The organism is Thiosocius teredinicola, from assembly GCF_002009425.1.
GTDB lineage: Bacteria > Pseudomonadota > Gammaproteobacteria > Chromatiales > Chromatiaceae > Thiosocius > Thiosocius teredinicola.
The window spans coordinates 523,389-543,822 of the sequence record NZ_CP019936.1 but is presented as its reverse complement, the minus strand read 5'-3'; the positions used below and the strand labels follow the sequence as shown (position 1 = coordinate 543,822).

General features: G+C 59.7%; 24 protein-coding genes. 8 read left to right on the top strand and 16 right to left on the bottom strand.

What is annotated here, in order from left to right; all coding sequences use genetic code 11:
• Nucleotides 1-17 precede the first annotated feature (17 nt).
• The 4 genes from B1781_RS02565 to B1781_RS02550 form a co-directional block, all read right to left on the bottom strand.
• A complete protein-coding gene (locus tag B1781_RS02565; RefSeq protein WP_078118181.1) occupies nucleotides 18-995 on the bottom strand; it encodes a methyltransferase domain-containing protein in 978 nt (325 codons plus the stop codon).
• A gap of 408 nt (nucleotides 996-1,403) precedes the next feature.
• Nucleotides 1,404-2,180 (bottom strand): anti-sigma factor family protein, encoded by a 777-nt coding sequence (locus B1781_RS02560; protein WP_078118180.1) that lies wholly within the window; start codon nucleotides 2,178-2,180, stop codon nucleotides 1,404-1,406.
• On the bottom strand, nucleotides 2,177-2,665 hold the full coding sequence (locus tag B1781_RS02555) for an RNA polymerase sigma factor (protein ID WP_078118179.1): 489 nt from the start codon (nucleotides 2,663-2,665) through the stop codon (nucleotides 2,177-2,179). The genes B1781_RS02560 and B1781_RS02555 overlap by 4 nt, the downstream gene beginning before the upstream one ends.
• Before the next feature lie 98 nt (nucleotides 2,666-2,763).
• A complete protein-coding gene (locus tag B1781_RS02550; protein WP_125931840.1) occupies nucleotides 2,764-3,264 on the bottom strand; it encodes a cytochrome P460 family protein in 501 nt (166 codons plus the stop codon).
• Between the two features lie 226 nt (nucleotides 3,265-3,490).
• On the opposite strand from B1781_RS02550, the gene B1781_RS02545 reads away from it, so the two are divergent.
• Entirely contained in the window at nucleotides 3,491-4,414 is a 924-nt protein-coding gene (locus tag B1781_RS02545) for an MBL fold metallo-hydrolase (RefSeq protein ID WP_078118178.1), read from the top strand.
• A 10-nt stretch (nucleotides 4,415-4,424) separates the two neighbouring features.
• Here the strand turns inward: B1781_RS02545 and B1781_RS02540 are convergent, their stop codons facing one another.
• The 3 genes from B1781_RS02540 to B1781_RS02530 all read right to left on the bottom strand — a co-directional run bounded on the left by B1781_RS02540 (nucleotide 4,425) and on the right by B1781_RS02530 (nucleotide 6,291).
• Entirely contained in the window at nucleotides 4,425-5,024 is a 600-nt protein-coding gene (locus B1781_RS02540) for a hemerythrin domain-containing protein (RefSeq protein WP_334223860.1), read from the bottom strand.
• An 81-nt stretch (nucleotides 5,025-5,105) separates the two neighbouring features.
• A complete protein-coding gene (locus B1781_RS02535) occupies nucleotides 5,106-5,720 on the bottom strand; it encodes a cytochrome P460 family protein (RefSeq protein WP_078118176.1) in 615 nt (204 codons plus the stop codon).
• Between the two features lie 25 nt (nucleotides 5,721-5,745).
• Complete coding sequence (locus tag B1781_RS02530) at nucleotides 5,746-6,291, bottom strand: carboxymuconolactone decarboxylase family protein (RefSeq protein ID WP_125931839.1); 546 nt, start codon at nucleotides 6,289-6,291, stop codon at nucleotides 5,746-5,748.
• A 117-nt stretch (nucleotides 6,292-6,408) separates the two neighbouring features.
• On the opposite strand from B1781_RS02530, the gene B1781_RS02525 reads away from it, so the two are divergent.
• Together B1781_RS02525 and B1781_RS02520 are read left to right on the top strand one after the other, a co-directional pair.
• Nucleotides 6,409-7,239, top strand: a complete 831-nt coding sequence (locus B1781_RS02525; protein WP_078118175.1) for an AraC family transcriptional regulator — start codon at nucleotides 6,409-6,411, stop codon at nucleotides 7,237-7,239.
• Between the two features lie 244 nt (nucleotides 7,240-7,483).
• Nucleotides 7,484-8,422 (top strand): hypothetical protein, encoded by a 939-nt coding sequence (locus tag B1781_RS02520; RefSeq protein WP_078118174.1) that lies wholly within the window; start codon nucleotides 7,484-7,486, stop codon nucleotides 8,420-8,422.
• A gap of 30 nt (nucleotides 8,423-8,452) precedes the next feature.
• On the opposite strand, the gene B1781_RS02515 is transcribed toward B1781_RS02520, so the two are convergent.
• The 7 genes from B1781_RS02515 to B1781_RS02485 form a co-directional block, all read right to left on the bottom strand.
• Nucleotides 8,453-9,631, bottom strand: a complete 1,179-nt coding sequence (locus B1781_RS02515; RefSeq protein ID WP_078118173.1) for a hypothetical protein — start codon at nucleotides 9,629-9,631, stop codon at nucleotides 8,453-8,455.
• 412 nt (nucleotides 9,632-10,043) lie between these two features.
• Nucleotides 10,044-10,652, bottom strand: a complete 609-nt coding sequence (locus B1781_RS02510; protein WP_078118172.1) for a PqiC family protein — start codon at nucleotides 10,650-10,652, stop codon at nucleotides 10,044-10,046.
• The gene (locus B1781_RS02505; RefSeq protein WP_078118171.1) at nucleotides 10,652-12,262 is read right to left on the bottom strand and encodes a PqiB family protein; all 1,611 of its coding nucleotides are present in this window, start codon (nucleotides 12,260-12,262) and stop codon (nucleotides 10,652-10,654) included. The genes B1781_RS02510 and B1781_RS02505 overlap by 1 nt, the downstream gene beginning before the upstream one ends.
• Nucleotides 12,237-12,884: a paraquat-inducible protein A gene (locus B1781_RS02500; protein WP_078118170.1), complete on the bottom strand. Its 648-nt coding sequence runs from the start codon at nucleotides 12,882-12,884 to the stop codon at nucleotides 12,237-12,239. Before B1781_RS02500 ends, B1781_RS02505 begins: the two co-directional genes overlap by 26 nt.
• Nucleotides 12,881-13,495, bottom strand: a complete 615-nt coding sequence (locus B1781_RS02495) for a paraquat-inducible protein A (RefSeq protein WP_078118169.1) — start codon at nucleotides 13,493-13,495, stop codon at nucleotides 12,881-12,883. Before B1781_RS02495 ends, B1781_RS02500 begins: the two co-directional genes overlap by 4 nt.
• A gap of 54 nt (nucleotides 13,496-13,549) precedes the next feature.
• Entirely contained in the window at nucleotides 13,550-14,599 is a 1,050-nt protein-coding gene (locus B1781_RS02490; protein ID WP_078118168.1) for a class I fructose-bisphosphate aldolase, read from the bottom strand.
• A 205-nt stretch (nucleotides 14,600-14,804) separates the two neighbouring features.
• Nucleotides 14,805-15,272 (bottom strand): CopD family protein, encoded by a 468-nt coding sequence (locus tag B1781_RS02485; RefSeq protein ID WP_078118167.1) that lies wholly within the window; start codon nucleotides 15,270-15,272, stop codon nucleotides 14,805-14,807.
• 117 nt (nucleotides 15,273-15,389) lie between these two features.
• Between B1781_RS02485 and B1781_RS02480 the strand changes: the two genes are divergently transcribed.
• The 5 genes from B1781_RS02480 to B1781_RS02465 all read left to right on the top strand — a co-directional run bounded on the left by B1781_RS02480 (nucleotide 15,390) and on the right by B1781_RS02465 (nucleotide 18,346).
• On the top strand, nucleotides 15,390-15,764 hold the full coding sequence (locus tag B1781_RS02480) for a CoA-binding protein (protein WP_078118166.1): 375 nt from the start codon (nucleotides 15,390-15,392) through the stop codon (nucleotides 15,762-15,764).
• Nucleotides 15,765-15,839: 75 nt separating this feature from the next.
• Nucleotides 15,840-16,013, top strand: a complete 174-nt coding sequence (locus B1781_RS23085) for a hypothetical protein (RefSeq protein ID WP_164513224.1) — start codon at nucleotides 15,840-15,842, stop codon at nucleotides 16,011-16,013.
• Entirely contained in the window at nucleotides 16,010-16,522 is a 513-nt protein-coding gene (gene greB, locus B1781_RS02475; protein ID WP_078118165.1) for a transcription elongation factor GreB, read from the top strand. The genes B1781_RS23085 and greB overlap by 4 nt, the downstream gene beginning before the upstream one ends.
• A 148-nt stretch (nucleotides 16,523-16,670) precedes the next feature.
• The gene (locus tag B1781_RS02470; RefSeq protein WP_078118164.1) at nucleotides 16,671-17,561 is read left to right on the top strand and encodes a DUF808 domain-containing protein; all 891 of its coding nucleotides are present in this window, start codon (nucleotides 16,671-16,673) and stop codon (nucleotides 17,559-17,561) included.
• Nucleotides 17,562-17,596: 35 nt separating this feature from the next.
• On the top strand, nucleotides 17,597-18,346 hold the full coding sequence (locus tag B1781_RS02465) for a glycerophosphodiester phosphodiesterase family protein (RefSeq protein WP_078118163.1): 750 nt from the start codon (nucleotides 17,597-17,599) through the stop codon (nucleotides 18,344-18,346).
• 63 nt (nucleotides 18,347-18,409) lie between these two features.
• On the opposite strand, the gene B1781_RS02460 is transcribed toward B1781_RS02465, so the two are convergent.
• Both B1781_RS02460 and adh read right to left on the bottom strand, forming a co-directional pair.
• Nucleotides 18,410-18,817 (bottom strand): DUF779 domain-containing protein, encoded by a 408-nt coding sequence (locus B1781_RS02460; RefSeq protein ID WP_334223859.1) that lies wholly within the window; start codon nucleotides 18,815-18,817, stop codon nucleotides 18,410-18,412.
• A gap of 83 nt (nucleotides 18,818-18,900) precedes the next feature.
• On the bottom strand, nucleotides 18,901-20,427 hold the full coding sequence (gene adh / locus B1781_RS02455; protein ID WP_078118161.1) for an aldehyde dehydrogenase: 1,527 nt from the start codon (nucleotides 20,425-20,427) through the stop codon (nucleotides 18,901-18,903).
• Nucleotides 20,428-20,434: the final 7 nt, after the last annotated feature.

Sequence of the window (20,434 nt, the reverse complement as noted above, 5' to 3'; positions counted from 1 at the left end):
CGACCCCAGCCATCGACCTACAACAGCCCACGATAGCCTTTGATGAGATCCCTATCGGACAATACTTGGTCGCTTTTGCGCCCAAAAAAGTAAAACGCAGAAGCCGAGTCATACGCACACGCCTTCTTGGCGAGCACGCGATCGAAGCGAGAAAACGGAAACGCGACAAAACGAGCCAAGCTGCGCAGCTTGGCATGCGTGCGAGGATTGTCGGAAAACCCCGCTATGAAACGCTCAATGCTCCATGCCAGAACCATTCCCTGGCCATTGGCTACGCCGCTGCGCTCTTCGGTGAACCTTCGGAATAGGCGGCGATGCCCAAGATGGGTGAATCGGGTGAAGTCGTAGCGCCCCATGTGCACTTGCTGCATGAAAGGTGTGATCGCGTAAACGAATCCTTGGGGTTTCAATACGCGATGTATCTCGTTAACGCAGCGATAAGGGTCCGCAACATGTTCGAGCACCGCAGCCGCAATCACGACATCAAAATAGTTCTCAGGGAACGGGATGTCGTGAGCATCGCAGACCAGTTGCGTCAACTCACCAACAGCGACATCGCTATAAACGATGTCACCGCTCGCCGTAGCTTTGATCTGTCGATCACCCGCACCCAGGATCAACGCCTTTGGTGCATGACCTAAGCTGGCCTGGACTTCCTCCAGGGCATCCTTGGGAAAGTAATCGCTGACTGACCGCGAGATGGAGGGAGTGAGTTTTGCCAACCAACGCTTCACCTTGTCAGCCAGGGTGTTTGGCTTCTCTGACGGCTTGCGCAGATCCATGGTTGTGACATGTCGAGATTGAAAATCTTCGATGGCAAAGACACTGTTCCCTTCGTTGATCAGCACTGGGCAACCATCGATAACTGGGAAGCAGTTTGAATGATCATGATTGCTGCAATGAAACGCTGAGTCGCTCAGTTGCATTCCAGGCGACTTGCATACGGGACAGATTAAGCCTTGCGCAATATCCGGCTTTATTTTTAGTTCGTCCATTCTTGAATTCGCATGACCGTGCTGATTCAAGGTTTCAGTATGTCAAAACCTTCCTTACCCGCCAACACGTTGCAAGGAATCGAACACATCCAGCCCGGCAAGTCGCGCCACAATGCTTACATTTGGCGCGATGACCAATTGATTCATTGCGACTGATGGGCACGCGCAAGGACCAGAATGGAAATAAACTAGAGAACACACCAGAAACGAAGTAAATACATGTAATCAATCGATCTTTCGCTTTTCTCTTCGTTTCTGTCTATTTCTTTCAAGCATGCTTGGGCGATCCCAAGAGCGGGGGTCAAAGCTTCCAGATCTCTTTCGTGCACACCATCTCCCGCGTCCACCCAGTGGCGCTCGCGTCCTTCTTTCGATTGGAGTGGAGCTGCGTCGAACGCAATCCGAAACCTAGAAATGCCTGGCCGGCGGCGCCTTCAGCCCCCGCATCGCATCAGCGAGCTTCAATATGCGCGACCGGTCGAGCGCGCCCGACAAGGCATACCCCATCTGACCCTCGGTCCAGAACAGCACACCGACACCGTCATAAAAGGCATAACCGAATGCATTGTCGTTGCGCCCCCATTCGCCCTTGCGTTGGTACAGGGTCACGCGCAGACCCTGTTCGTTCTCGTACATGAACTGTGCGGCCATGCGCCCGGTCGACGGCAGCAGCCGACCACCGAGCAAACGGAAACCTTGCGAGCCAAGGTCCGGCGCCTGCAACGGCGTATCCAGACGGTTCGACAACCAGGTTTCAAGGTGTTCTGCCTGCTCGGAGTCGATCTCGACCGGGTGTGTCTTGTCGGTTGTGAACACCACATGCGCGAATGCCGCCGGACTGACCAGATCGACCATCACCGGCGATGTCGCATCATCGGCAATAACATGGCCCAGCCAGCCGGCGGCGAAACCAACAGCCATCACAACCCCTGCCGCCGCCATTCGCCACGCATTCGACAGTCGCCGCACCGCAGGGTGGAAATCTTCCACCGCCGGCTCGCTTGCCGGTTCGTCAAATAGCGCATGCAAACCTTGATTGATCTGCACATAGGAACGCACCAACTGCGCCGCTTCGGTGTTCTCCTGCAGATAGGCTTCGACCACGGCGCGACGTTGCGGCGACAGTTGCCCGTCGGCATAGCCGTGCAGGTCGTCATCTGTGATTGGTCTCGTCGTCTCGTTCATTTCACGGCCCTCAGCGACACTATGCTGTCGAAACCCAACAGCTCACGCAATTTCTGTCGGGCGCGGTGCAGACGAGACATGACGGTGCCGAGCGGCACGTCGAGCATCAGCGCAACCTCGGAATAAGAAAGCCCCTCCAGCGAGACCAAGAGAAGCACCTGTTTTTGGTCGGGCGAAAGCTTTGCAAACGCGGACTCCAGGTCACGCAGATGCAACGAATCAGCAGCCTGATCGCGTTGCGGCAGCGAAGCCGCCACGTCATCCAACGGTACCGCCTGCGGCGTTCGCGCCGAGCGACGCACGTTGTTGACATAGAGGTTGTGCATGATCGCGAACAACCATTTGCGCAGGTCGCTGCCCGGCTGCCACATATGCATCCGGCTCCAGGCGCGCGCAAGGCAATCTTGAACGAGATCGTCCGCCTCGTCCTGCGTACCGGTCAGCGCGCGCGCATAACGGCGCAGACTGGGAATCTGCGCCGTCATGTCCTTGCGAAATCTATCGTTCACGACAACCGTAGGGCATCAGTGCCTCCATTCATCATCGATCGCTCACAACGTGGGCGATGCCGCGGCCACTTAGGCTAGGGAAAGACGGCCGGCGTAGTGAACACCCAGTCGCGGTCTTTAACCGGGGTATGACAAGCAATGCACTCGGCCTGTGCTGCGGTGGCATCATTGCCGTAGGGCTTTAGCTCCGTGCCGACCCAGCGCGCATAACCCCATCCGTCATTGGCCGCCCATTTTTTCGAATCCTTGTACATGAACTCGGCGTGTGAGAAGTCACCCGGTACGATCGCCGCAGCCCAGTGCGGATCGACTTTTTCTTTCCACACCACCTTGCCCAGGATCGCGCCATCGGGCCAAGGATTCGTGTTGCCTTCCCTTGCCGCTTTTACCGCAATATCGTTACCGAGAATCACCCGCAGACTCTTGTGATCGGTGCGGTGCGAACTGGAGATCACCCGCCAGTCTTTATAGTCTTCCGGCATGAGCAGCCCATTGGCGGCGGGTTCCGCAGCCAGGGTAGCAATCGGCATCCACAGCATGGCGCCAAGCATCAACGATCGAATCGACAAAGGCATAGTTGTTTCCTTGTGTTGCTTGAATTCACAGACACCCGCCCCTATGGCGCCGGGTCACTAACGACAAGAACACCGCAATGCCGGCTTTATTCCAATTTTTTTGCCCTGAGATCACGACAAACGCTCTGATGACATTTTTGAAACAAAACGATGTCGGCGCCGGTCTTCTTGCTTCGGGTCGGGCAAAGGCATCGAGTCGCGACGGCAATTCGGGAGAAACCACGGAATGAAGACACTGTTCGCAGCACTGAGCGCATTGCTGCTCGCCACCAACGCCATGGGCGCGGACGCACCGTCCACCTGCGCAGGCACTTTGGCGGTGCAGGTGCTTGGCTCGGGTGGACCGATCGCTGACGACGACCGCGCCTCCAGTGGCTACCTGGTCTGGTTGGACGGCAAGGCGAAGGTGATGGTTGATGTCGGCGGTGGCGTTTTTCTGCGGTTCGGGCAGTCGGGTGCGGACATCGCAGACCTCGACGCCATCGTGCTCACGCATCTGCACACCGACCATGCCGCCGACCTGCCCGCCTTGCTGAAAAGCGGCTATTTTTCCTCACGCACTCGCCCACTCCCGATCATTGGCCCGACCGGTAAGAGCGGCTGGCCGGCGACCTCTGAGTTTTTGCAGGCGTTGTTCGGCCAGGATCGCGGCGCGTTCCGCTACCTGGCAGGCTACCTGGATGGCAGTGATGATTTGTTCGAGGCCATACCGACCGACGTCGACGCGACGATCACGCAACCGCTAATCGTTTTACAGACGGACGACATCAAGGTGAGTGCCGTCGGCGTGCGGCATGGCATCGTTCCGGCTTTGGGATTGACGGTGGAGGCACGCGGCAAACGTATCGCGTTTTCCGGCGACCAGAGCGACGACAACCCCGCCTTTGCCGCACTTTCGAAAGACGTCAATTTGCTGGTGATGGCTCACGCCATCCCGCAGGAGGCCGGCCATGCCGCACGCAGCCTGCATGCGACGCCACGCCGTATCGGCCGACTGGCAGCCGACAGCGGGGTTAAAAAGCTGGTGCTGTCGCACCTGATGGCGCGCAGCCTGCGCACGCTGGAACAAAACAAGGCGCTCATTGCCGAGGCCTATCGCGGGCCTATGAGTGTGGCCCGCGATCTGGATTGCTTCACGCTGATCGAATAACCAAGCAGAGTTATGAACCAATGGCGAGCTTCTGCTCTTTCAATTCGTTGTTAAAGCGCTTGGCCAGCAGTTCCTTGTCGTTTTCCGACAACACCTTGCCGGCGAGTTGAAATACCTCGCGCTCCTCTTCCTCGAGGTGGTGCAACAAACGGTGTTCGAGCTTCTTCGCGGTAACCAGCCAGCCCGGCGATGAAAACTCGGTTTCTTCCAGCTGTTCAATAAACTCGTCGAGTTCGTGATGCTCGGCCACACTGTGCCGGGCCTTTTCGATCGTCATATCCGACGCCATCAGCGGTACATAAAAATGGCGTTCTTCCGCCGCCGCATGCGCCTGCAGTTCGGCCTTGATCTCATCGAACAGCCGACGGCGGGTTGCGCTGTCGCCTTCCGTGTTGACCAGGTCGTTGATCAGGGCACGCTGTACATCGTGGTCGGCCCGAAGTGCTTCGAAGATTGTCATTGTTCGCTCCTCTCCGTGTTGAATTGGCACAACGGATATTGCAGAGCACATGCCAAGCTTCGCGCTATTCGCGGAAATGCTGATAAGTCCTTGCGGTTCAGCCCCATCGCCAGCCCTCAGATACAACGAGCGGTGCTGGTCGTGCTGCATTTGAGCCACCGGCGTTGAAATTGAACCGCTGCACAGTCGCACCGAAACGGTCTGCTGACGGTTCCGGTGCGCGTGGACAACTCAAGGCATTGCCGGCGTCGGCAGCGGAGTCAGCTGACGATAGAAGTCCGAGAACACCATATCGTCGTGCGCGTTGGCCTGATGGCAAGCCGCACATGCCTCTGCCGGCGCGACCTCGGCGGCCGACGCATAGGGCGGCGCATGGTGGCCGAAGTTGAAAAAGCCCCAGCCGTCGGTCGCGGCAAAACGCCTGCTGTCCTTGACCGACACGTCGAGCCCGTTGGGTTCATCCGGAAAATAACCGCGCCCGGATGCCTCCAACCGCGAGCCATCGTCGAAAGTGCCCTTCTTCACCAATTGCAGCTCTTTGACCAGCACCGTTCCCTCCGGCCATTCGCCAGTGCGCTGAAAGTGTCGATAGGCGGCGCGGTCAACGTACACGTTGTGGAACTCGGGGAAGCCCGCCTTTCCGTCATTCAACGCATGCGGCGTCAAAGGCGCACCGATAAACACCCCTTCGCGAAAGTTGCTCGGCTGTAGCAATCGACCTCGCTCGTCAAATACAGGTCCCGATTCGACGTTGGGGTAGTCCGCCGACACAATCGTCGAAGTGAACGACACAATGGCCAGGCTGCCAATGGCGCCGAGGCGGCATATCAGTTTGTTGGTTTGCATATTCTTCTCCTCTACGCGCGAGCGGTCAGGCTGCGTTATCGAGTGACAACAAGGGAAAGTCGACGGCCGTACCGGCCACCTTGTTGAGGTAGTTGGTCATCACGTTGAGCGCGACATGGGCGATGATCTCGACGATCTGCCGGTCGCTCAGGCCGGCGGCCTTGGCCACGGCAAACTCCTCGGCATCCAACTCACCTTTCGACCGGACCAGTTTCAACGCGAACGCGGTGATCAGGTTCTCGGTGGGATCTTGCGCACCGCCGATGCGCGCCTGGGCGATATCGGCATCGTTGAGCCCTTGACCCTTGCCGATCGCCGCATGCGCGCTGAGGCAATACTCACAGGCGTTTTCTTGCGCGACTGCAATCGCTATGGATTCGCGTTGGCGAGCCGTCAACGCGCCGCCGGCGAGCGACTCGTTCAACGCCAGATAGCCGCGCAGCGCCGCCGGCGCATGCGCAAAGGTGGTGAAAATGTTCGGCAGCACACCGAGTTTTTTGCGTACGCCGGACAGGACGTCGGCGGTTGCCTTGTCGATGTCGTTCAGCGACACGGGTGAAATTCTGGTCATGATTCTCGATCTCCTGAATGTTTGACGTTCGCCCCACGATCGGGGTGACGGAAGCATGGCCTGGAATGTGATACGATTTGTGCCTAATCGTCGCTATTTTTATACCGATAGTCTCGCATGCAAGATCGACTCGTTTCTCTGCTCAAATGGTTTTCGTTGCGTGCCCACGTCTTCCAGACGGGCCCCGTGTGCCGCTCAACGCTGTTCGAGGCCGAAGATGGATTCGGTTATCTGCACATCGTGCGCGACGGACGCCTGCGACTGGAGACTGCCGGCCGTGCACCGGTAGAGATCGCCGAGCCGACGCTCGCTTTCTACATGAGCCCGACCACTCATCGACTGGTACCCGCGGCATCCGGCACCGAAACCGTGTGCGCCTCATTCGAGTTCGACGGCGGCCTACGCAACCCGCTCGTCACCGCCCTCCCCGACCTGATCCTGTTGCCGCTGATCGACCTGGCAGACCTCGATGCAACCCTGCACCTGCTGTTTCGCGAAGCCGGCGAGGTGCACTGCGGACGCCAAGCGATACTCGACCGACTGGCCGAGGTCGTGATCATTCAGTTGCTGCGAGACCTGATGGACAAGGGCCGACTCGACATCGGCCTGCTGGCCGGCCTCGCCGACCCACAGCTGCTCAAAGCGATCAACGCCATGCACGACGCGCCGGCCGAACCCTGGACGCTGGCCACTCTGGCCAAGGTTGCAGGCATGTCGCGCGCACGCTTCGCCGCCCGCTTTCGCGAGAAGGTCGGGGCGACCCCACTCGCCTACCTGGGCGATTACCGCGTCGGCGTCGCACAATCTATGCTGCGCCGCGGCAATTCGATTCAGCGGGCCGCCGACGCCACCGGCTACGCCAGCGCCAGCGCCTTTTCGCGTGCATTTAGCGCGCTTACCGGCGTATCTCCGCGGCAATGGTTGAATCGCCTGGGCGACCCACACTAAGATCACGAACCACGTTCCCCCGGGGGGAAGCCACCGTAGAGTGAGGCCTCCGGAAACCGTGCCGGGTTCACGTTATCGGCGATAGCCGGGGTCGCTGCTGCCTGCTCAGGGTTCAGTCGACCGGATTCGGGCCGTCACATAATGAACGCAGGACAGGGTGCCGATCACTAAACGTCAGAGGCGTTTCACCGAGCTTGACGCTCGCCTGGACTTGCGACCGATTAATGACAAGGGAGACTTTGCAGTGCGTAAACTGATCGTTGTTGGTTGTGCCCTGGCAATTGCGGCGTGTGCGCCGGTGCAGGAAAAACCGACCCCAAAAGAAACACCGAAGCAAACCTACAGCTATCCTCGATTCGACGGCTTGGCAGCACTCTCGGAAACGGCTTCGCCGGAGCGCGACGGCATTCGGGAAAAGTATCGCTACGACCGCAGTATCAAGGCCACTGCTCACAAGGGCCTGCGTTATTACTTCTACGAACCGAACCGCAAGCGCAACGTGGTCGGCTTCTCGTTCAACAACAGCGGCTCACCCAAGGTCAACCCGGTCGGAATGAAGAAGAAAGGTCCACGGCGCGAATACGCCTTCCTGTTCGCCGACCGTGCGCGCGAAAACATCTATCTGGCGGTCAACGACGACGTCAAGATTTCGGGTCGTTTCAGCCACGACAATATGTTCCGCGAGGTGCATTTCTTCCCACGCAAACAGCTGCCTTCGTTGACCTCCGACCACAGCAAGGGCGTGTTCAAAGTAACCCTGCCTACCGGTGAACCGGTTCTGTTCGACCAGGACACCTACGAGCTGGTCGGCGGAGCGATGAAAGAAGGCCCGATCGACTTCAATCGCAGTCGTCACGCACGCCGCAATCCGGACGTACGCTATACCGGCAAGTACCTGGCCATCACGGTCGCGCAACGCGGGGAAGCACCGCGCCGTAGCAGTGTATGGGGACAGCAGAAATTCGCTGAGGCGCACTATCCGGCGAAGTACAAGAAGAGCTGCCGTCTGTCGCCCAAGCACATCTGGGATCAGCGTCCCAAGCGCGGTGACAACGATCCGAAGCTGACCATGCTGCACAAGACCGACGACGCCATCTTTGCGGTCGTCGAGCGTCAGTGCGGTTGGGACCTGTCTGCTCTCAAGTCGGGCTCTTCGCACGTGGCGGACGCCGCCAGCAAGTAGATCTGACCAAACTGTTCGATCTGCCGGCGCTTAGTTTGCCGGCAGATCGACACGCACCGGTTGTTCTTCCGGTGACTTTTCCAACACCGTCATCCCGTCGCTGTCGGCCTTCGCATCGGCAGGCCGGCCATCAGTCGTCAGCTCTTCGACAGACTTAGCCTCCTCGCCCGTGATCCACCCACGGATCCCGCTGGCCCAATCACCGATCTGATCGCCCATCGCAACCACCGTGTCGACCACGCCGGCTTTGACGCTGCGTTGTTGTTCGACAACGGTAACTGCGGAAAACAGCACCATCAGCAACAGCGCCACCAGTGCCCACAGACCGAACAAGGCGATGCGCCTGCCCCAGCGGCCCAAGGAGCCCATGGCTTGGTCGGCGTCATCGTGCCCATGGGTGCGCGCCGGTCGGCGGAAGCTATCGTTGCGCAAAGCGGTCAGCGCAGCACCGACCTCCACCACCTGGTGATCCATCAGGGCCGCCATGGGCGCGGTCTCGTCATTGTCAACACTGATCGACTCGACCTCGCGGTCGGGTAGCACGGCTTCGTCGTAGTCGACCGGCAGCCGGGGGGATCGTTCATCGGCCAGGTCGGCCATCGACCAGTTGATCAGGGGATCGCGCTCGCGCCCGCCCAATTGCGGCAGCGGCCGCGTTTGATCGCGATCATCTGCGGCGGAGCGGTCGACGGCCGGCATCCGGACCTCGGTCGCGTCGTCGTCGCGCGCCAATTTCGACAGCCGTTCATGTTCCTTGGCGGCACTGGGATGCAGAAAGAAGGTGCCGGTGTCGTTGCAGGGGTCTGACGACTCGGCGTCGTCGTCCACATCGGGCTCGCTGCCGACAAACACGCTGGACGCCCACAAGTCGTCATCGGCATCGTCGAACAAGGTTTCGGTATCTGGGTCGGCAAGATCGGCAAGGTCGCGATCTACTGCCGGTGTCGTCTTGGCAGCCGCTTTTTTGTTGCTTTCAGTGTTCTCGGCAACAGGTGCCGCCGCGGCATCTGCTTGTGATGGTTCGGCTTTTTTCGGCGACGATTTTGCGCCCGCGGGCGACTCGTCGGCGGATTTACCCTTGCCTTCGAGCAGCACGTTTTCGCCATCCCGCACGAGCGATGCAGCAGAACGCCCGACCGTCCACCCCTTGGGAAAGAGGTCTACTGGTTTGTCCGGCAGATCTTCATCCTTCATGAGATCGCTTACCATGGGAATTCACCGCTGAATGCTGATGCGGCGGAATGTACGAAAGTCGCCTTTTGTTTTCCAATACCTAGATTCCAGTTTATTGTCAAAGTTCGTAAAAACCGGAAAATACGGAAATTTCATTATGTTTGTCAGCCACTTACAAAACACGAAGTAACCGAGTGAGTTGCTGCGGCAATCCTCGGCACCGACGCAATCCCTAATTGAAGATACCCGAAAACGGTGGTGCGGCGTATCTCCGTATTAAGAAATCAGAAAATGTTTATGAATTGAGGAAGATCAAGGCGAGCATTCGGCGCATCAACCAGACTAGATCCAACGCCTCATGTCGACTCAGTGACGTGTTGCGTGGGATCTCACTCCTCCTGACTATCGAGTTGGCCCGCCGTGTTCGAACGGCGGGCTTTTTCTTTGGCTATCGTCGGTTCGAGCTTTGCTCGGCAACCAGCTGCAACACAGCATTCGCCAGGTCATCGCCGAGTTCGCCGAGCAACGTGCTGATCGTTGCCGCGTAGTCGCTGTACGCGGCCCCCGTGCTGAGCGCGGTGTAGGTCGATTGATCGGTACCCACGATGGCACCGCTGCGGTCGTCGACGATCGACCAGGCGACATCGAGCCGCAGCTCGCCGCCCAAAGGCCCATCCAGGCGACGGATATCGAGCGCGATCCGGTAGTCGGTATTGCTGCCGACCCGACTCGGGTAGTCATAGATGCGATGTGTGCCGAGGCGGCCGTTGAGGCGATGCGCCAGCACACCGGCGATCTCTTCCTCGAGCGACCCGCCCCAGCGATTGAACTCGTCGACCTTGAGGCGGTTGCCGCCTTCGCGGGTAACGATCTGTGGCCGGTCGAGGTACTGCGGCATCGAGATCGGCCCCAGGGCCAATGTCAGATCGCGGCGGCTGTCGGGTTTGATCGCATAGTCCGGGTCCAGCGTGTAGAAGCTCGATGGCGGCGTGGTCGTGGTGCAGGCTGCGAGCGACAGCAGACCAGCCAGCACCCAGGGAAAGGCAAATCGAACCATCACTGTTGCACTGCTCCTTTGCCGCGAATCAACGCCTCGGGATGGCGCTCGAGATAGTCGGCCATGATACGGAACGAGCGAGCCGCCGCGCTCAACTCCTGCAAAGCGCGCTGCGCCTGCGCCTGCAATGCCGAATCCGGCCGCAGCACCTGATTGAGCCCGGCCAGCGCCTTCTGTGATTCGGCCAACGTCTTGTTGAGCTCGCTCGCGGTCTCACGATCGAGGCGGACAAGCAGACGATTGGTGGATTCGAGTGTGGCGCGCATCGCGGCAAGACTACCGCTGAATTCCTCGCCCATCGAGTCCAACGGCAGCTTCGCCAGCTTGGTCATCAGGCCACGCAGTTCGTCGAACGCGGTCGGTACGGTCGGCAGCTTCGGCGGCTTGCCTTCGGTCCAGGCAATCTCCTGCTTCGGGCTGTCGGGATAGAAGTCGAGATCGACGTACAGGGCGCCGGTTAGCAGGTTGCCCGATTTCAATTGTGCACGCAGCCCGTTGGCGACCAGTTCATCCCAGATGCCCCTGGTTGCTTCCGCACTCAACTGTTCGGCGTCCATTCCGTCAACGCCGAGCCGCTCGGGCTCGATGAAGATATCGACCGGGATGTGCGTATCCTGGTTGGCCGGATCGAGCTCCAGGTGCGCACGAACGACCTCGCCCACGCGAATCCCCCTGAACTCGACGGGCGCGCCGGGCAACAGCCCACGAATCGATCCTTCGAACGCCACGCGCCATTTCTGGCGATGTTCGAAGCGCCTTTCGAGGGCGATGTCGCGCGTCGGGTAGAGGATAAACTCGGTGTCTTCCGCTGCTGGAGCCTCGGTGGCGACCTCGGGTGGATTACCGAAGGCCACGCCGCCCAACAGCATCGATGCCAGCGAATCGGTTTTGACCTGCAGGCCATTGGCATCGAGCGATACCGCCATACCCGAGATGTTCCAGAAACGCGTATCCGGAAACACCTTTTTATCGTGCGGGGTGTCGACGAAGATATGCACGTCGACCCCGCGTGGTTCGCGCATCTCGAAGCCGACGACTCGCCCCACCTCGATGCCGCGATACAACAAGGGCGACCCGATGCTCAACGAGCCGAGGTTTTCGGTGCGCAATACGAAGGTCTTGCCGGGATCGGTCGCGGTGACGATCGGCGGTGATTCGAGGCCTTGAAACTCGCGACGTGATTCGCCGTCCGGCGTCAGATCGACACCGATGAAGGTGCCGCCGAGCAAGGTGCTCAAGCCCGAGATCTGCCCGCCGGACAGACGCGGCCGTACGACCCAGAAACGGGTCTTGTCGTTCAGATAATCGGAGACATGATTGACCAGGCGTGCGTTGACGATCACACCACTCAGATCCGGGTTGAGTTCGATCGACTCGACCACGCCCACATCGACATCCTTGAACCTGACCCGCGTTTTACCGGCCTCGAGTCCTTCGGCGGTCTGAAACCCGATCGTAACCAAGGGGCCCTGCTGCTGGTAGGCGCGGTAACCCAGCCAGACCGCCGCCATGACGGCGATCAACGGGATCAGCCATACCAGGGATACGGTGCGTCGCTCGTCGACGACCGCTTCGGGCAGTTCGTCACTCGGTGGTGTGTCTTGCGGCATGGGCTCTGACGTTATCCCAAATCAGGCGAGGATCGAAGGTCTGCGCAGCAAACATGGTCAGTACGACGACGCCGGCAAAGAACACGGCGCCCAGGCCGGCCTCGATCTCGGCGACGTTGCCCAGGTGCACCAGCGCAACCAACACGGTGACCACGAACACATCGACCATCGACCAGCGGCCGACGAATTCGGTGAAACGGTAGAGACGCAGACGCTCCATCGCGCGTCCGGGCGATCGCCGCTGCACCGAGATCAACAGGTAGGCCAGTATCAGGATCTTGACCACCGGAACGAGAACGCTGGCGACAAAAACAATCAGCGCCAGCGGCCACATGCCGTGCACCAGCAGATACTCGGCACCACTGAGAATCGTGTCGGAACGGGTTTTGCCCAACGAAGTGACATGCATGATCGGCAACAGGTTGGCCGGGATGTACAACATCATCGCCGCGACCAGGAAGGCCCACGACCGCGACACGCTGCGCGGGATGCGATGGTGCAGTTCGACACCGCAACGCGGGCAGCTCAGCCGCGCTGTCAACACCTCGGGATGGCGACTGACCAGGCCGCAGGTATGGCAGGCGAGATGGTTACCCGCGAGGCTGTGACTGGCGGCACTCATGCAACCCGCTCCCACAGCCGTTGCGGATGCACCTGGGTAGCGGCCGCGCTCAACACGAACACCAACAGGCCCAGCGACCATGCCGCAGGGCCGGCGACGATCGTCGCCTGTTCGGCCAGTTTCACGCCGGCGACCAGCACCCCGAGCAGAAAGATCTCGAGCATGCTCCACGGCAGGATGGTCTGTACCAGGCGCAAGGCCTTGGCGAACGCCGGCGGCCGCCTGCCCAAGGCCAACGGCAGATACAGGTAGATCAACAGCGAGATGTGCAGCAACGGCGCGATGATCGTGGTGAACAACACGACGCTGGCCAGCAACGGCATGTCCTGGTTGAACAGTTCGCGGATACCGGCCAGCAGATAGGTGCTGTCGTGGCGGCCGTGCAGACCGAAGTCGAGCAGCGGAAAGGCGTTGCTCAGAACGAACAGCACCAGCGCCGCCAAGCCCAAAGCCAGCGGCGCAGCGATCGCGTCCCTGCCGGCATGGTGCAGCACGCAGCCGCAGCGCAGACAGCGCACACGTCCGCGCTCCCGCTCGGCCGGCAGGCGTTGCAGCTCATCGCATTCGTGACACGCGACCAGGCTGTGCTTGCTGTGAAAATGGTCCACCATACGCGCGCCAGCGTACCAAACCTCGGGGTTCGGTGTCCGGCACGCGTTGTACTGTCAGGCGATAGTGACCTGATCCGACAGGTAGACATCCTGGATGGCATTGAGCAACTTCACGCCCTCGTCCATCGGCTTTTGGAACGCCTTGCGCCCGGAGATCAATCCCATGCCGCCGGCGCGCTTGTTGATTACCGCGGTGCGCACCGCCTGGTGCAGATCATCCTGGCCCGACGGCCCGCCCGAGTTGATCATGCCGATGCGCCCCATGTAGCAGTTCGCCACCTGGTAGCGCACCAGGTCGATCGGGTGATCGCTGGTCAGATCCTCGTAGACCTTCGGGTGCGTCTTGCCGAATCCGACCGCCTTGTAGCCGCCGTTGCAGGTCGCCTGTTTCTGCTTGACGATGTCGGCCTCGATCGTCACCGCCAGGTGATTTGCCTGGCCGGTCAGGTCGGCCGACTCATGGTAATCGACGCCATCCTTCTTGAACGCGTTGTTGCGCAGATAGGCCCACAACACCGTCACCATGCCCAGCTCGTGCGCCCGATGAAACGCCTCGCTGATCTCCATGATCTGACGCCGCGACTCGGGCGCGCCGAAGTAGATGGTCGCACCGACCGCGACCGCGCCCATGTCGAATGCCTGCTCAACGCTGGCGAACAGGGTCTGGTCGAAGATGTTGGGATGGGTCAGCAACTCGTTGTGGTTGATCTTCACCAGGAACGGGATCTTGTGCGCATAGCGCCGACCGACCGAACCGAGCACGCCGAGCGTCGATGCCACCGCGTTGCAGCCGCCGGCCATGGCGAGCTGAATGATGTTTTCCGGATCGAAGAACATCGGGTTCGGCGCGAACGATGCACCGCCCGAGTGCTCTACACCCTGGTCGACGGGAAGGATCGAGAGATAGCCAGTGCCGCCGAGACGACCATGGTCGATCAGCGTCTGCAGACCTCGCAGCACACCCGGTTTGCGGTCGGACTGCGAGACGACCCGGTCGACATAGTCCCCGCCCGGCACGTGGATGGTGTCTTGCGGAATGGTTTCACAACGGTGGGCAAGCAGATACTCGGCCTCGTCGCCCAACAGGCTCTGGATATCGGTCATTTTCGTTTACCTCTGGTACTACCTTTTTAAAGATAGGCGGCAAAGGCGAACGGTCTGATGAAATCCCGCCGACGACAGAATTAATGTGGATTTATGTCCGGCCGAACGGCCGGAATATACTTTAAATTCTGGACTTTACCTGGCGACCCTGAGACACCGGGGCGCAAAGCGACAAAATATGCGCCCCGGTTGTACCGGCTTTGCCTTATGCCGGTACCAGGTAACGGCCGGCGGCCGCAATGGCGATCGTGACCAGGCCGATAATGGTGTTGATGCCGACCAGCATACGGATCTGCGCCAGGGCCTTGCCGCCCGCGGGCCAGTCCTGCGCAGCTACTGCTTTCTTCAGTCGCCCGAACGGTGCAAAGAAGACATGGAAGAAGATCAGCATCATCAGGATGCCGAGGCCGAACATCGCGTGAACGTACAGCGCGACGGCGCCCATACCGCCGAAGAAGCCGAAGATCATCCACAGCCCGGTCGCCAGGATGACGGCAATACACACCCACACCCACGGAAAAAAGTTGCGGAATACGCCGACCCACAGCGTGAGCCGTACCGGAGGCTCCAACTGACTGGCCGCCACCGGACGCAGCACCACATAGGCGAAGAACATCCCGCCAACCCAGATCACCACCGAGATCACATGCAGCAACACCGCTGAACCCAACATACAGAACTCTCCGACGCTTAGTTTGGTTTCCCCGCATTTTACGGTGATAAGCGGCCAACGACAGCCACATTGGCTCAAGGTTAATATCTCGGCAAAGATCATTTAACGGATATCGACATGAGTAACACCGACCATCACGTCGCGGTGCTGGGCGCCAGCCCCAAGCCTGCGCGCTATGCCAACCAATGTATCCGCCTGTTGCAACAGCACGGATATCGCATTACTCCGGTGCACCCGCGATTCGACGAGATCGAGTCTTTGCCGGTCACCCACAGCCTCGATGCGATCGACAGCGAAGTCCATACCCTGACGCTGTATGTCGGGCCCAAGCTGCTCGAACCACAAGCCGACGAGATCGTGCAACTCAAGCCCGGGCGCGTGATCTTCAACCCGGGCACCGAGAGCAGCCTTATCCAGTCGAAGCTGGACGACGCCGGTATCGAATGGTTCGAGGCCTGCACCCTGGTGATGATCAAGACCGGCCAGTTTTGATGTCGCTCCGCGCGTTCACCATGCGCTTCGCACACGTAGTCCGCCGGGCCGGTCTCCGGTGCGGAGACTAGCCGGGTGTTTCTCGGTCTCGCGCTGGTACTCGGCGCTTTGCTGTGGGCGCGCGACATTCGGCGTCGGCCGGCGACAGCCGAAAAAAGTCTGCGCGGACCCTGGATCATGGGCGGCGTCGGCGTGGTTGTGTTCCTGTTCTATCTCTGGCTGGTGACGCACGGAGCCTTCGGCACATGAGCCGCCACAGACCACCGGCGCCTGCCAAATCGCCCTACATCACGCGCGACGGCTGGACCGCCCTGCACGAAGAACAGGATGCGTTGTGGAAGAAGCGCCGCAAGGTGGTCAAGCACTTGTCTGCCGCCGCAGCCGAGGGCGACCGCTCGGAGAACGCCGAGTACATCTACCGTAAGAAACAATTGCGCGAACTCGATCGGCGCATCCGCTACCTGCAAAAACGCATTCCCGACCTCAAGGTGGTTGATGCACACCCCGAAGGCACCGACCAGATATTCTTCGGCGCCTGGGTCACGCTGGAAAACGAGGAAGGCGACGAGATCGTCTACCGCATCGTTGGCGCCGACGAGTTCGACCCCAAGCGTAACTGGATCAGCATCGATTCGCCGATGGCGCGCGCGCTGCTCAAGCGCAGAATCGACGACGAGGTCACGGTGCACACGCCGGGCGGCGCGGTGACCATGTTCGTGCTGCAGGTTCACTACGTGAATCCCGTGGCGACGAACTGAAAGCGCCGCTGCAAATCGACCGTTCTTGCCCACTTGCACACGCCGGCGGCGAATTTGTCTTCGTCTCTACCCGCGATTAGACTGCGGACGGCTTAGCCATTCGGGCTTTTCCGTTTTCGATCACGACTGCACACTGGATGTACACGCCATGGCCAGCGGAATTTTCGCAATCTTCGACGACGTCGCGACCCTGCTCGACGACGCAGCCGTACTCAGCAAAGTCGCAGCCAAGAAAACCGCCGGCCTGCTGGGAGACGATCTGGCGGTCAACGCCGAGAAGGCGACCGGTTTTCACGCCAGTCGAGAGCTGCCGGTAATCTGGGCGATCACCAAGGGATCGCTGGTCAATAAAGCAATCATCCTGCCGATCGCCTTTCTGCTGAGCGCCTACGTTCCCTGGCTGATCGTGCCGATCCTGCTGCTCGGCGGGGCCTACCTGAGCTACGAAGGCGCCGAGAAGGTCTGGGAATGGTTCTTCCCGCACGAGAAGCAAGTAGTGGCTGCAGAACAGACGGCCGAACCGAAAGAGATCGTTGAGCGCGAGGCGTCAAAGATCAAAGGTGCGATCCGCACCGACTTCATCCTGTCGATCGAGATCATCGTCATCGCGCTCGAAACCGTGATTGAACAGACCCTGATGATTCGCATCCTCGTCGTCAGCTTCATTGCCTTGCTGGCAACCGTCGGCGTGTACGGTGTCGTGGCGCTGTTGGTACGCATGGACGATACCGGCGTGTACCTGATCGACCGCGCCAAAGAGACAACCGGCTTTGCCTCCAAGTTCATGCACTTCAGCGGCAAGAACCTGGTGGTGGCCCTGCCCAAGGTGATTCGTCTGCTTGGCGTGATCGGCACGATCGCGATGCTGCTCGTCGGCGGCGGCATGTTCGTGCACAACATCGATTGGGTGCACCACGCGCTTGAGATGCTGCCGTCGCTTGCGGCTGAGCTGTTGGTCGGCCTGATCGTGGGCGCCGTGCTGTTCGGCGTGATCCACGCAATCAAATCTGCCAGGCAATTGGCGAGCGACGAAGTGTAGAATCCAGCAGCATCGACCGCGGGGGACTACCGCACATGCCGACATTCGATCCACGACTCGTCGCCCACCGCGGCCAACCACTGCAGATACCCGAAAACTCGCTAACCGGCTTCGAAGCTGCGTTGGAGGCCGGCGCGCAATGGGTCGAAACCGACGTACAAATAACGGCCGACCGGGTTCCCGTGCTGTGTCACGACTCATCGACCCTGCGGCTTACCGGCGTCGACTACCAGGTCGTCGACACCACCTTCGATGTAATCTCTCGACTTTCGGCGGGTTATCCGAAGCGCTTCGCGGATGCATTCTCACAACTACGGATTGCCCCGCTATCGACCTTCGCCCAGCTGGTAGCGCAATGGCCATCGGCCCACGCGTTCGTCGAGATCAAGCTCGAGGCAATCGAGGCGTTTGGCGAACAAGAAACTGTCCGCCTGGTTGTCGATGCACTCAAGGCGGCGATCGGCCAGTGCATCATCATCTCGTTCGACTATTCGACGCTCCGCTACGTTCGCAGCGAGACATCATTACCGATCGGATTCATTCTCACGGAATGGTCCGACGCCGAACAACAACGTTGTCTGGACCTCAGACCCGATTACATTTTTGTAAACCACCTGCGGCTCGAAGAAGGCACGCCACTCTGGCAAGGCAACTGGAAGTGGGTGGCGTACACGGCCAATGAACTGCCGTTGATCCGACGCCTGCTGACCTCGGGCTTCGACCTCGTCGAGACGGACGACATCAGACGGGTGGCGGTGCAACTCGGCGCAACAGACAGCCGCTGAGCCGCTTTGTCACTTGCCGACACTGGTGCGCTCTTGTCGGCCATGGGCAACACAGGGTTGAACTTAGGTCGGCAAAGGGCGACTCGCAACGGCAGTGAACGAAGGTCCATCGTCGCCCTTGATTTGTTGCCATTCTTCGTCGGTGAACAAGCGGGATCGCGTGAGAAAGCGTTTGCCTTCTGGCCCTTCGAGCGAAAACATCCCGCCACGTCCGTCGACCACATCGATGATCAACTGGGTGTGCTTCCAGTAGTCGAACTGTGATGCACTCATGTAGAAAGGCGTATCGCCGATCTCACCGAGCAGCACGTCCTGGTCGCCCACCTGCAGTTCGCCACGCTGGTAACACATCGGCGCACTGCCGTCGCAACAACCGCCTGACTGGTGAAACATCAAATCACCGTGGCGCTTCTTCAACTTCTCGATCAACGCCAGGGCCGCATCAGTCGCGGTTACGCGTCGCGTATCCATGACAACCTCCATCGATCAGAACAAATAGCCCCTCTTCGCCGCAACGAAGAGGGGCAGCCACTATCGACTATGCTTCAATCGACTCAGAAGAAACCCAGCGGTGATTCGCTGTAGCTCACCAACAGGTTTTTGGTTTGCTGGTAGTGGTCGAGCATCATCTTGTGATTTTCACGACCGATGCCCGATTGCTTGTAACCACCGAATGCTGCGTGTGCCGGGTAGGCGTGGTAGCAATTGGTCCATACGCGTCCTGCCTGGATCGCACGACCTGCGCGGAACGCGGTATTCGAATCGCGCGTCCAGACGCCTGCGCCAAGACCGTATAGGGTGTCGTTGGCGATCTCGAGCGCTTCATCGTAGTCCTTGAAGGTGGTCACCGATACCACGGGGCCGAAGATCTCTTCCTGGAAGATCCGCATCTTGTTGTTGCCTTTGAATACGGTCGGCTTGATGTAATAACCGTCTTCCAGTTGGCCTTCGAGCTGGTTGCGCTCGCCACCTGCCAGGCACTCTGCACCTTCCTGACGACCGAGATCGATATAAGACAGGATCTTGTCCATCTGCTCCTGCGATGCCTGTGCACCGATCATCGTGCTCTTATCCAGCGGGTTGCCCTGCTTGATAGCTGCAACGCGCTGCAATGCACGCTCCATGAACTGGTCATAGATCGACTCGTGGATCAACGCGCGCGACGGGCAGGTGCACACTTCGCCCTGGTTCAATGCAAACAACACGAAGCCCTCGATGGCTTTGTCGAAGAAGCTGTCGTCTTTCTCGCACACGTCCGGGAAGAAGATGTTCGGCGACTTGCCGCCCAGCTCCAGCGTTACCGGGATCAGGTTCTGCGATGCGTACTGCATGATCAAGCGGCCGGTGGTGGTTTCACCGGTGAACGCAACCTTGGCGATACGCGGCGACGAGGCAAGCGGCTTGCCGGCCTCGACACCGAAGCCGTTCACCACGTTGACCACGCCGGGCGGCAACAGGTCGGCGATGAGCTCCATCACAACCAGGATCGACGCCGGGGTTTGTTCCGCCGGTTTCAATACCACGCAGTTGCCGGCGGCCAACGCCGGCGCCAGCTTCCAGGTCGCCATCAGGATCGGGAAGTTCCACGGGATGATCTGACCGACCACGCCCAACGGCTCCTTGAAGTGATACGCATAGGTCTCGTGGTCGATCTCGGAGATACCGCCTTCTTCAGCGCGCACGCAGGCAGCGAAGTAACGGAAGTGATCGATTGCCAGGGGGATATCCGCGGCGAGCGTCTCGCGGATCGGTTTACCGTTGTCCCAGGTTTCGGCGGTGGCAATCAGTTCGAGGTTTTCTTCGATGCGATCGGCAATGCGGTTCAGGATCACTGCGCGTTCTGCCGGGGACTTTTTGCCCCACGCGTCTTTGGCCGCATGCGCGGCATCGAGTGCACGTTCGACATCATCGGCGTTGGAACGCGGTACCTCGCAGATCGGGCGGCCGGTGACCGGCGAGATGTTCTCGAAGTATTCACCACTCTCCGGTTCTACCCACTGCCCATTAATGAAATTCTGATAGCGTTTCTTAAACGGCAGTTCGGCACCCAAGGTGCTGACTTCGACGACGTTGGTTGACATAGTTTTT